Genomic DNA, 11,646 nt, shown 5'->3' on the forward strand with positions numbered 1-11,646 from the left:
GCCGGCGGCGGGGCGGCCCGCTGCCGCCCCGAAGTTCGCAAGAAGCGCGCGGGCCGCCGCCCTATCGAACCAGGCCGCGCCTGGCCAGGTTGGCGTACAGCGCCCGCACGCCGAACGTCCACGGCGTGATCTCGGTGGCCAACTGCACATCATTGACCAGCGCGCCAATACGCTCGGAAGCGATCTGGACGCGATCGCCCAGCTTGTGCGTGAAACCCGTGCCCGGGCCCTTGCGGTCCTGGCTGGGCGAGAACATCGTGCCCAGGAACAGCATGAAGCCGTCAGGGTACTGGTGATGCGCGCCAAACGCCTGGCGCACCAGGTCCTGGGGGTCGCGGCTGATTTCGCGCATGTGGCTGACGCCGTCCAGCGCGAAGCCGTCGGCCCCGTCGATGCGCAGCGACACATCGGCGTGGCGAACGCTGTCCAAGTCGAAATCGCCATCGAACAAGCGGATGAAGGGGCCGATGGCGCACGACCCGTTGTTGTCCTTGGCTTTGGTCAGCAGCAAGGCGCTGCGGCCTTCGATGTCGCGCAGGTTGACGTCGTTGCCCAGCGTGGCGCCCACGATCTCGCCGCGGCTGTCCACGGCCAGCACGATCTCGGGCTCGGGGTTATTCCACTGCGATTCAGGCAGCACGCCGATCTGTGCGCCGTATCCCACCGATGCCATCGCGGGCGTCTTCGAGAAGATTTCGGCGTCGGGGCCGATGCCCACTTCCAGGTATTGCGACCACTGCCCGCGTTCGACCAATTCGGCTTTCAGCTTGATGGCTTCGGCGGACCCGGGACGCAAGCGGGACAAATCCGAGCCGATCAAGGCCTGCATCCGCACACGGATTTCATCGGCGCGGCTGGCGTCGCCGCCCGCCTCTTCCTCGATCATCCGCTCCAGCAAGCTGATGGCGAACGTGACGCCCGCCGCCTTGATGGGTTGCAGATCGCACGGCGCCAACAGGCGCGGTCCGTCCTGCCCTTGCAAGGTGGCGGCCATCAGCGCGCGCACGTCGCCCAGCGATTCGCCGGCGGCGCCCTTGGCCAGCGTGACGCGATCAGGGCGATCCAGCAAATCGGACACGGTGGGCGTCACGGCGGTGATGTCGAACACCTCGCCGTTGCGCACGACCACGACGCTGGGGCCGTCCACCGGCGCCGGCCGCCACACACGGCCCACTAGTAATGCGCCCGCCAGGTCGGCGGGCAATGCGTTGTCTTGGTTCATAAGTCTCCACGCTTCATGCCGACTGGGCGGCATTTCAATAAAGGTGCAACGAGTCTAGAAGAAGGTCGTTATCATGTCCAACATTCTGAATTGCAGTCCAACAGGTTGGAATAACAAAACGATGACCGCCGAGTACGATGTGCCCGCCATCCGCCGTACCCACGACATCCTGCGCGTGCTGGCCAGCCGCCGCACCCCCGTCAAGGCCGCGGAACTGGCGCAGGCCTGCCAGCTGCCCAAAAGTACGCTGTACCTGTTGCTGGACTGCCTGGAACAACGCCGCTGGGTCGAACGCAAGGACGGCGGCTATCTGATCGGCATCGAGTTGATGTCGCTGGGCTTTGCCTACTTGCGTCACGACGGCCTGCAAGCCGCTTTCCACGAGGCGGCCGGCGAATTCGTGACCCGCTGCAATGAGGTCGTGCAGCTGGCGGCGCTGGATGGCTTTGACGTGGTCTATATCGCCCGCGAGGACGCCCGCCGCCCGGTGCGGCTGGTCTCCGACTTAGGAATGCGCCTGCCTGCCCATGCCTGTGCACTGGGTAAAGTGCTGCTGGCCAGCCTGGAACCCGACGCCCTGGCCGCCAGCGTGCCCGACCCGCTGCCCCGCGTGACGGACCGGACGCTGGCCACACGCGATGCGCTGTATCAAGAATTGGACAAGGTGCGCCAGACGGGGCTGGGCCACGATCAGGAAGAACTGGCCACTGGCCTGGTCTGCTACGCCGCGTACGTGGGCGTCACCCCAACCGGCAAGCGGGTGGCGGTCAGCACGTCGATACCCACCGACCGGCTGAACGACGCCCACCGGCGCGACGTCATGGAGGGCATCCGCCGGGTGGCGCGCCACGTCTGCCAACGCGTGGTGGCGCCCGTCTGAAGCCACGGCGCCACACCTAAGCCCTTAGCCCACAACAGGTTTTTGACTTTTGAAAAGTCACGCGCTAATATTGCGGATTCGGTCAGCAATGCCCGAATTACGTCGGTTGTTCGCGTAAACCCTTTGGGTGCCTAGTCCGGGATATTTCCACCCGGTACCTGGCAGTCAGGCCCCTTTCCTTCTGGCCCGCCGCATGTCAAATGCCGGCACACGGACAGGAAAGCGAACCTTCCAAAGTGGCAATCCCACCCAGCAGGGCGGGCCGCGCGAATGAACCCATTTACCTATTTAAGGAACACCCCATGTACGCGGTCGTAAAAACCGGTGGCAAGCAGTATCGCGTTGCCGCTGGCGAAAAACTCAAGATAGAACAGATACCGGCAGACATTGGGCAAGAAATCACCCTGGACCAAGTGCTGTCCGTGGGCGAAGGCGACCAACTGAAAGTTGGCACGCCCCTCGTCTCCGGCGCTGTGGTCAAGGCAACGGTTCTTGCGCAAGGCCGCCACGACAAGGTCAAGATCTTCAAGATGCGCCGTCGCAAGCACTATCAGAAGCGTCAGGGCCACCGTCAGAACTACACCGAAATCCGCATCGAAGCCATCACGGCTTAAGTAGCGACTCGGTACCACTTAGCAGGAGCTAAACATGGCACAGAAAAAGGGCGGCGGCTCTACGCGAAACGGACGCGACTCAGAATCAAAGCGTCTGGGCGTCAAGACTTTCGGCGGTGAACTGATTCCCGCTGGTTCGATCATCGTGCGTCAGCGCGGTACTCGTTTCCACGCTGGCGTGAACGTCGGCATGGGCAAGGACCACACCCTGTACGCACTGATCGACGGCAAGGTTCAATTCGGCTTCAAGGGCGCGTTGAACAAGCAAACCGTTTCGATCATCGCTGCCGAGTAATCGGACTAGCCACGGTCAGCGCAACGCGGTTTACCGCGTTGCCGAACGGCAAAAGCCCTGTCGCATGCGGCAGGGCTTTTTTGTTTTAAGCTTTTTTGTTTATGGTAATTGGCGAGTAAAGTTTCCAATGCCACCTGGCAGCGTCCCATCGCGGACCGCTGTCCTATTACCCACCACACGCGCAGACACCATGAAATTCGTAGACGAAGCCACCATTGAAGTGGTCGCCGGCAAAGGCGGCAATGGCGTGGCGAGCTTTCGCCGCGAAAAGTTCATCCCCAACGGGGGCCCGGACGGCGGCGACGGCGGCCGCGGCGGCACCATCTATGCCGTTGCAGACCGCAATATCAACACGCTGATCGATTTCCGCTACGCACGCCTGCATCGCGCCAAGGGCGGCGAGAACGGCCGCGGCTCGGACCAGTACGGCGCAGCGGCCCCGGACATCACCCTGCGCGTGCCCGTGGGCACCGTTATCCATGACGCCGAAACCGGCGAAGTCCTGTTCGATATGGACACGCATGACCAAAAGGTCGTGCTGGCTGCCGGCGGCCAGGGCGGCATGGGCAACATTCATTTCAAGTCCAGCTTGAACCGCGCTCCGCGCCAGTGGACCCCCGGCAAGGAAGGCGAACATCGCTACCTGCGCATGGAATTGAAGGTGCTGGCGGACGTGGGCCTGCTTGGCATGCCCAACGCCGGCAAGTCGACGCTGATCACGCGCATCTCGAATGCAAAGCCGAAGATCGCCGACTATCCGTTCACCACCCTGCACCCGAACCTGGGCGTCGTGCGCACGTCGCCGTCGCGCAGCTTTGTCGTGGCCGACATTCCGGGCCTGATCGAGGGCGCTTCCGAGGGCGCCGGCCTGGGCCACCTGTTCCTGCGCCACCTGGCGCGCACCCGCGTGCTGCTGCACCTGGTTGACGTGTCCACGCCCGACCCCGATGCGGATCCGGTCGAGCAAGCCGTGGTCGACGCGCGCGCCATCGTTGAAGAACTGCGCCGCTACGACCCCGAACTGGCCGACAAGCCGCGCTGGCTGGTGCTGAACAAGCTGGACATGGTGCCGGACCCCGAAGACACCAAGCGCCGCTTCCTGGAACTGTATGACTGGAAGGGCCCCGTGTTCGCCATTTCGGGCCTGACGGGCGAAGGCACGCAAGACCTGTTGTACGCGCTGCAAGACTACCTGGACGCCGAGCGCGAAAAGGAACACCTGTCGCGCGACCAGGCGGACGGCACCTATGTGGCGCCGGACCCCCGCTTTGACGACACGCGGTCCGACGCCGACAAGCCTGCCGCGCCGCGCGGCGGTGACGAATAAGCCATAATCGCAGTCCTTTCGATTACGTCTTTTTTCGCCGCAGCCGGCGCCTACCATGTCTGCTGAAACACCCGCCGTTTCCGTCGTCACCCACGCCCAGCGCCTGGTCGCCAAAGTTGGCTCGTCGCTGGTCACCAACGAAGGCCGCGGCCTGGACCGCGCCGCCGTCGCGCACTGGGCCTCGCAAATCGCCGCCTTGCACAAGCAGGGCAAGCAGATCGTGCTGGTCTCCAGCGGCGCCATCGCCGAAGGCATGGCGCGGCTGGGCTGGCGCAAGCGCCCTTCCGTCATGCACGAACTGCAAGCGGCCGCCGCCGTCGGCCAGATGGGCCTGTGCCAGGCCTACGAGGCGGCGTTCGCGGAATACGGCCTGCGCACCGCGCAGATTTTGCTGACGCACGAAGATCTGGCCGATCGCCACCGCTACCTGAACGCTCGCAGCACGCTGTTCGCGCTGCTGCGCCTGGGCGTGGTGCCGATCGTGAACGAAAACGACACGGTCGTCACCGACGAAATCCGCCTGGGCGACAACGACACGCTGGGCGCGCTGGTCACAAACCTGATCGAAGCCGACACGTTGATCATCCTGACGGATCAGCGCGGCTTGTACGATTCCGACCCTCGCAAGAACCCCGGCGCCACGTTCATGTCGCACGCGCAGGCGGGCGACCCGGCGTTGGAAGCCATGGCGGGTGGCGCGGGCAGCGGCATCGGCACGGGCGGCATGCTGACCAAGGTGCTGGCGGCCAAGCGTGCGGCGCACAGCGGCGCGCACACCATCATCGCGTCGGGCCGTGAACGCAACGTGCTGACGCGATTGGCGCAGGGCGAGTGCATCGGCAGCGAACTGCGCGCCGTGCTGCCCGTGTGGTCCGCCCGCAAACAGTGGCTGGCCGATCACCTGCGCCTGCGTGGCCGCGTGGTGCTTGACGACGGCGCCGTGCAGGCGCTGATGCGCGAAGGCAAGAGCCTATTGCCCATCGGCGTGACGGACGTGCAAGGCGAGTTCGGCCGTGGCGACGTGGTGGCTTGCGTGGACAGCCAGGGCATCGAATGCGCGCGCGGGCTCATCAACTATTCGTCGGTTGATACGCGACGCATCCTGCGCCAGCCTTCCTCGCAGATCGCTCGCATCCTGGGCAGCATGACCGAACCCGAGCTCATGCATCGGGATAACCTGGTCGTTCTCTAATCCTGCGGTTCTTGCGGCGGGCTGTGCTGCAACAGGATATAGCCCCATCCGCGCACGGCCAACACCGGCAATTCAATATCGAAGCGGCGCGCCTTGGTGCGCAGCCGCGACACCAGCACGTCCACGCTGCGTGCGCCCTCGCGGGGATTGCACGGAAAGAAGCGATCGCGCCGCAGGCATTGGCCGGGCGCCCTTAACAAGCGGACAAAAAAGTCGCGTTCGGTCAGCGTCAACGGAAGGCGCTCGCCGGCGGGGCCTGACAGCACGCGTTGGTCCAGGCGCCAAGCGGGGCCGTCGGTTGAGGGCGGCAAGAGCCGGCGCCGCACATTGCGCAGCAGCGCATCCCATTCCTCGGGCTCCATGCGGGCCGAACTATAAAAGTCCACGCCTGCCTCCAGCGCCTCGACCCGTTCGCGCGCCGAAGCCACGGGCGACTGCCAGACCACCGCCGCGTCCGGCGCCGCACGGCGCAAGGCCGCGATCAGCTTGGGGACCTCGGCGCCCTGCCCACGCAACACCATCGCGTCGACATCATCTGTGCGTAGCCGTTCGAACAGCTCGTCCGGCGACGCGCACGCGCTGACCCGCCATTGAAAATCACGCAGAGCAGCGACAAAATGATTGCTCGTCATTTCATCAAGTTGCACGACGAACACGTTGCCTCGTTCATGCATGTGTCCTCGCCTCCAAAACTATCACCCAGGTAATGCTTATAACCACCAAAGTAAATCATGAGCAAGCTTCAATCGACTCGTGAAGACATTTTCAGACCGATTGAAGCAAGCCCGTCTTCTGCGTGGTCACACGCAGAAGACGCTCGCTCGTCTTGCGCGAATCTCGCAAAGTGCAATCGCCAGTTACGAAAACGGGCTTCGGCATTCCAGCCGGTCCGTCCGTAAGCTTGCGCAGATTCTCAAGATTGAGCTTGAGTGGCTGGAGACCGGCAAGGGTCCCATGGAATTGCCCATGGAAGGCTATGACCTGTCAGATACGCTGCCCGCAGCGGGCGTTGCCGAGACCATGCCGCGCATGGTCCGACGGCCCCGTCCGCAAGCGCCCTGGCCGTTTCCCAACATTGCGCCGTCGCAATTCGACGGCCTGACACCCGATGACCGCGCCATGCTGGAAGCCCTGACGCAAACCTTCATCGAGACCGCCCAAGCCCGCCGGACGGTCAAACCGCGCGGCCGAAAAATCGGCTGATTCATCCCGCCAATCCGATGCGCGCGACTGCCGCGTCGCCCGTCGCGGGCAAAAAAATATCCGCACCTTTCGGTGCGGATATTTTTCATTCAAGTCCCTGCGATTAGCTGATTTTGCCGTTTTTGCCGCTTCGGCTTATTCGCAGGAAGATCAGCGATCAGGGCTTGGGGGTGGGTGCGGGCGCGGCGCCACCGGCAGCCGGAGCGGGCGGTGCGTCGCCACGGATCTTGGCGGCGATTTCGGACGCGGCTTGCGCCGAGGCCACGCCAAAGGCCAACACGCCACGGTTCAGGGGTTCGGCGATGCTGGGCGCGGCGACCAGTTCCTGATCGATCACCAGTGCCAGGCGGTTGCCGACGTTCTTGGTGCTGACATCCGTCAACTTGCGCGCGCCGGCTTCCGAGAACCGCAGGCCCACGAAGTTCTGGCCTTGGCGGTCTACCAACGCGGCCGCGTCGGTGAGATCCGCGCGCGTCAGCACGGGCACTTCCTGCATGTAGAGTTTGCCGTCGGGCAGCGCGATTTCGCGCAGGCCGGGGCCGGGTTGTTGTTGCGCCAGGTAGAAGTCCACCGAGGATGCGGTGGCCGGCTGGGTCGACTGCTGGCCGGCTTCGGGCGTGGCCGCGGCGCCGGACGATTTCGTCGGGGCGGTCTTGCAACCCGCCAGCGCCAACGTCACGACAACCAGGGCGGGCGCCAATTTGCGTAGGGTCAGTTGCATGCTCGATTCCTTCTTTTAAGTTAGCTATGCCCGGCGAGTCGATGGCAGGCCGGGCGTTTTGGTTGAAAAAAGTGTACCGAACCTAAATGACGGTGTCGCCGCAGACTGAATCCAAATGTAAAGCAGTAATACCAGCTCTCGGCGGCGAACGATCTTTGAATGATTTCATGCGCGCAAATCATCACATGCGCCGGGCGACGTTGGCGCGATCTATACTTCGGGCTCGCGCAGGGGTACTCGTCCCGCCTTTTCAGGCGGCGCCGGGTTGAGAGAGTCCCTTCGTACCAGTACGGATAATGCCGATGCTGGGAGCCGTATTTCCGCCTGGCGTCGCTGCACGCCAGGTGGAAGTCCATTCCCGATCGGCTCCAACCACTTGCTTGGAGCTTTCCATGAACGCCAATCCCAAATTCCTGGCCGCTACCGCCGAAGTCGACGCGGCGGCCGTCGCACCGCTGCCCAGATCGCGCCGTGTGTACGAGACGGGCTCGCGCCCGGACATCCGCGTGCCATTTCGCGAGATCGAGCAGGACGACACGCCGACCATGTTCGGCGGGGAAAAAAATCCGCCGCTGACCGTCTACGATTGCAGCGGCCCCTACACCGACCCCGACGCCAAGATCGATATCCGCCGCGGCCTGCCCGAGCTGCGCCGCGCCTGGATCGAGGAACGCGCCGACACCGAAGTGCTGTCCGGCCCGACCAGCGATTACGGCAAAGAACGCCTGACCGATCCGAAGCTGACGGCCATGCGATTCGACCTGCAACGCCCGCCACGCCGCGCGAAGGCAGGCGCCAACGTGTCGCAGATGCACTATGCCCGGCGCGGCATCATCACGCCCGAAATGGAATTCGTGGCGATCCGCGAAAGCCTGCGCCGCGAGCACTACCTGCAAACGCTGCGCGACAGTGGCCCCGATGGCGAAAAGATGGTCAAGCGCCTGCTGCGCCAGCACCCGGGCCAATCGTTCGGCGCCGCCATCCCCGCCGCCATCACGCCGGAATTCGTGCGTGACGAAATCGCGCGCGGGCGCGCCATCATCCCGGCCAACATCAACCACCCTGAAGTCGAGCCCATGGCAATCGGCCGCAACTTCCTGGTGAAGATCAACGCCAACATCGGCAACTCGGCCGTCAGCTCGGGCATCGGCGAAGAAGTCGAGAAGATGACGTGGGCGATACGCTGGGGCGGCGATACGGTGATGGATCTGTCCACCGGCAAGCACATCCACGAAACGCGGGAATGGATCATCCGCAATTCGCCGGTGCCCATCGGCACCGTGCCGATCTACCAGGCGCTGGAAAAGGTGGACGGCAAGGCCGAGGACCTGACGTGGGAGATCTTTCGCGACACGCTTATCGAACAGGCCGAGCAAGGCGTGGACTACTTCACGATCCACGCGGGCGTGCGCCTGCCGTTCATTCCGATGACGGCGGACCGCATGACGGGCATCGTGTCGCGCGGCGGGTCGATCATGGCCAAGTGGTGTCTGGCGCATCACAAGGAGAGCTTCCTGTACGAGCGCTTTGAAGACATCTGCGACATCATGAAAGCGTATGACGTCAGCTTTTCGCTGGGCGATGGGCTGCGCCCGGGCTCGGGCTACGACGCCAATGATGAAGCGCAATTCGCCGAGTTGAAGACGTTGGGCGAACTGACGCAGGTGGCGTGGAAGCACGACGTGCAGGTGATGATCGAGGGGCCGGGTCACGTGCCGATGCACCTGATCAAGGAAAACATGGACCTGCAACTTGAGCACTGCCATGAAGCGCCCTTCTACACACTGGGCCCGCTGACCACCGACATTGCGCCGGGCTACGATCACATCACGTCGGGCATCGGGGCTGCGCTGATCGGTTGGTACGGCACGGCGATGCTCTGCTATGTGACGCCGAAAGAGCACTTGGGCCTGCCCAACAAGAAGGACGTGAAGGACGGCATCATCACGTACAAGATCGCGGCGCATGCGGCGGACTTGGCCAAGGGCCACCCGGGCGCGGCGATCCGCGACAACGCGTTGTCAAAGGCGCGCTTTGAATTCCGCTGGGACGATCAGTTCAACTTGGGCCTGGACCCGGACACCGCCAAGGAATTCCACGACGAGACGCTGCCGAAGGATTCGATGAAGGTAGCGCACTTCTGCTCGATGTGCGGCCCCCATTTTTGCAGCATGAAGATCACGCAGGACGTGCGCGATTATGCGGCGGCGCAAGGCGTCAGCGAGAAGGACGCCTTGCAGAAAGGCATGCAGGAAAAGTCGGTGGAGTTCGTGAAGAAGGGCGCCGAGGTCTATCACCGGCAATAGGCGCGGGTGGCAGCCGCAGCGCGGCCGGCTCCGGGAAGGGAGCGCAGGCCGCGCGCGCGGGAACCGGCGCGGATCAAGACAGTGGCAGTGTTGCCTTACAGCAATTTGCCCGGGTTCATGATCCCGGCCGGGTCCATTACCTTTTTAATGTCACGCATCAAGCGCAGCTCGATGGGGTCCTTGCTGTGCAGGAAGTGGTCGCGCTTGAGTTGGCCGATGCCGTGTTCGGCCGAGATGCTGCCGCCGTAGCGGTTGACCTCGTCCAGCACCGCGTCGGTAATTGCCGCGCCATTCACGGCCACCCAGTCACGCGCCGCGCCGGCGGGGCGGGACAGGTTGTAGTGCAGGTTGCCGTCGCCGAAGTGGCCGAAGATGAACGGGCGGATATCGGGAAACAGCGCGCGCACGCGGGCCTCGGCGGACACCATGAATTCGGGAATGCGTTCGATGGGCAGCGACACGTCGTGCTTCAAGTGCGGGCCATCGGCACGCTGCGCTTCGGAGATTTCCTCGCGCAGCTTCCACAAGGTCTGCAATTGCGCCATCGATGCCGACACGGCGGCATCCAGGCACAAGCCGCGTTCCAACGCCGTGCCGATCACGTTTTCCAGCAAGGCCGTCAGTCCGGCTTCGTCGGCGGTATCGGCAAGCTCGATCAACACGTAAGCCGGGTAGCGCTGATCAAAGGGTTCTTGCACGCCTTCGGCATGCGTCAGCACCAGGTCCAGGCAGTCGCCAGAGAAATACTCGAACGCCTGCAAGCGCGCGCCGCACTGCTCGAACAGAATCTCGAACAGTTGCAGCGCCTGCGCGGGCGACTCAACCGCCGTCAGCACCACGGAACGCACGTCGGTACGCGGGAACAGCCGCAAAGCCACCGCCGTGATCACGCCCAGCGTGCCCTCGGACCCGATCAGCAACTGCTTCAGGTCGTAGCCCGTGTTGTCCTTGCGCAGCGTGCGCAGGCCATTGAAGATTTCGCCGGTGGGCAGCACGGCTTCCAGGCCCAGCACCAGCTCGCGCGCCATGCCGTAGCGCACCACGTTCACGCCGCCGGCATTGGTGGCGACGTTACCGCCGATCTGGCTGGAATCTTCCGCCGCCAGGCTTAGCGGTAACAAGCGGCCGGCATCTTGCGCGGCGCGGCGCAGGTTGCCCAGAATGGCGCCCGCTTCGGCCACCAGCGTGTTGGCCACCGTGTCGATGGAACGCACGGCGTTCATGCGGTCCAGACTTAGCACGACATTCCTGGCGCTGCCGTCGGGCGTGGCGCCCCCGCACAGGCCGGTGTTGCCGCCGCGCGGCACGACCGGCACGCCTTCCTGCTGGCACAACGCCAGGCAGGCAGCCACTTCGGCCGTGTTGCGCGGGCGCACGACGGCTTGGGCGTGTCCGTTATACAGGCCGCGCCAATCGGACAACCAGGGCGCGATGTCGGCTTCGGCGGTGAACACGGTGTCGGGGCCCAGGGCTTGGACCAGGCGTTGCGAAAAGTCGGATGCGTTCATGAGTTGGGCGTGGCTGCGGGAAAAAGTTGATCGAGTTGCAGGCGGGTGGCCGCCTGCTGCAAATGACGGACGGCGGCTTGCCGGGCACGGTCGGGGTTGCGCGCGCGGATGGCTTCGAACACGGCGACATGTTCCTGGTGCACGGCAGCGGTCAAGCCGTCGTGCAAGCGGCTGTTGGATCGCGCGGTGCTGACGGCCAGGCGCAGCTGGCGGTTCAGGTACTGCAACAGGTCCTGATAGCTGCGGTTGTGCGTGGCGGCGGCAATGGCGACGTGAAAAGAGATGTCGTGCTCAACGCCCTGTTCGGGGTGCTCAAGGTGCGCTTCAAGCGAAGCCAGCGCTTGCGCCATGGCGGTCAGGTCGGCGGCGTTGCGCCCC

12 protein-coding genes are annotated in these 11,646 nt (G+C 64.2%); 7 read left to right on the forward strand and 5 right to left on the reverse strand.

The annotated features are described in order from the left end of the window. Window positions 1–61: 61 nt before the first annotated feature. Window positions 62–1,222, reverse strand: coding sequence for a fumarylacetoacetate hydrolase family protein (locus ACNPP0_RS13805; protein ID WP_332609794.1), 1,161 nt, complete (start codon window positions 1,220–1,222; stop codon window positions 62–64). A 121-nt stretch (window positions 1,223–1,343) separates the two neighbouring features. Between ACNPP0_RS13805 and ACNPP0_RS13810 the strand changes: the two genes are divergently transcribed. The 5 genes from ACNPP0_RS13810 to proB all read left to right on the forward strand — a co-directional run bounded on the left by ACNPP0_RS13810 (window position 1,344) and on the right by proB (window position 5,530). Next, the gene (locus tag ACNPP0_RS13810; protein WP_332609792.1) at window positions 1,344–2,102 is read left to right on the forward strand and encodes an IclR family transcriptional regulator; all 759 of its coding nucleotides are present in this window, start codon (window positions 1,344–1,346) and stop codon (window positions 2,100–2,102) included. 302 nt (window positions 2,103–2,404) lie between these two features. Beyond that, the gene (rplU, locus tag ACNPP0_RS13815) at window positions 2,405–2,716 is read left to right on the forward strand and encodes a 50S ribosomal protein L21 (protein WP_006216228.1); all 312 of its coding nucleotides are present in this window, start codon (window positions 2,405–2,407) and stop codon (window positions 2,714–2,716) included. Between the two features lie 34 nt (window positions 2,717–2,750). Then, window positions 2,751–3,011: a 50S ribosomal protein L27 gene (gene rpmA / locus ACNPP0_RS13820; RefSeq protein WP_046803173.1), complete on the forward strand. Its 261-nt coding sequence runs from the start codon at window positions 2,751–2,753 to the stop codon at window positions 3,009–3,011. 190 nt (window positions 3,012–3,201) lie between these two features. Then, on the forward strand, window positions 3,202–4,338 hold the full coding sequence (gene obgE / locus ACNPP0_RS13825; protein ID WP_448706202.1) for a GTPase ObgE: 1,137 nt from the start codon (window positions 3,202–3,204) through the stop codon (window positions 4,336–4,338). A 55-nt stretch (window positions 4,339–4,393) separates the two neighbouring features. After that, window positions 4,394–5,530 (forward strand): glutamate 5-kinase, encoded by a 1,137-nt coding sequence (gene proB, locus ACNPP0_RS13830; RefSeq protein WP_332609788.1) that lies wholly within the window; start codon window positions 4,394–4,396, stop codon window positions 5,528–5,530. On the opposite strand, the gene ACNPP0_RS13835 is transcribed toward proB, so the two are convergent. Then, entirely contained in the window at window positions 5,527–6,204 is a 678-nt protein-coding gene (locus ACNPP0_RS13835) for a transcriptional regulator (protein WP_332609787.1), read from the reverse strand. The genes proB and ACNPP0_RS13835 overlap by 4 nt on opposite strands. Before the next feature lie 79 nt (window positions 6,205–6,283). Here ACNPP0_RS13835 and ACNPP0_RS13840 point away from each other — a divergent pair, with 79 nt between their 5' ends. Beyond that, window positions 6,284–6,733: a helix-turn-helix domain-containing protein gene (locus ACNPP0_RS13840; protein WP_442880295.1), complete on the forward strand. Its 450-nt coding sequence runs from the start codon at window positions 6,284–6,286 to the stop codon at window positions 6,731–6,733. 157 nt (window positions 6,734–6,890) lie between these two features. Here the strand turns inward: ACNPP0_RS13840 and ACNPP0_RS13845 are convergent, their stop codons facing one another. After that, window positions 6,891–7,454, reverse strand: coding sequence for a SecDF P1 head subdomain-containing protein (locus ACNPP0_RS13845; protein WP_332609785.1), 564 nt, complete (start codon window positions 7,452–7,454; stop codon window positions 6,891–6,893). 392 nt (window positions 7,455–7,846) lie between these two features. On the opposite strand from ACNPP0_RS13845, the gene thiC reads away from it, so the two are divergent. Beyond that, on the forward strand, window positions 7,847–9,760 hold the full coding sequence (thiC, locus tag ACNPP0_RS13850; RefSeq protein WP_332609783.1) for a phosphomethylpyrimidine synthase ThiC: 1,914 nt from the start codon (window positions 7,847–7,849) through the stop codon (window positions 9,758–9,760). Between the two features lie 95 nt (window positions 9,761–9,855). On the opposite strand, the gene ACNPP0_RS13855 is transcribed toward thiC, so the two are convergent. Both ACNPP0_RS13855 and ACNPP0_RS13860 read right to left on the reverse strand, forming a co-directional pair. Continuing rightward, window positions 9,856–11,268: an FAD-binding oxidoreductase gene (locus tag ACNPP0_RS13855; RefSeq protein WP_448706203.1), complete on the reverse strand. Its 1,413-nt coding sequence runs from the start codon at window positions 11,266–11,268 to the stop codon at window positions 9,856–9,858. After that, on the reverse strand, window positions 11,265–11,646 hold a 382-nt coding region (locus tag ACNPP0_RS13860; protein WP_448706204.1), incomplete at its 5' end, for a FadR/GntR family transcriptional regulator. The genes ACNPP0_RS13855 and ACNPP0_RS13860, both read right to left, overlap by 4 nt.

Source organism: Achromobacter semiaridum (assembly GCF_053543755.1).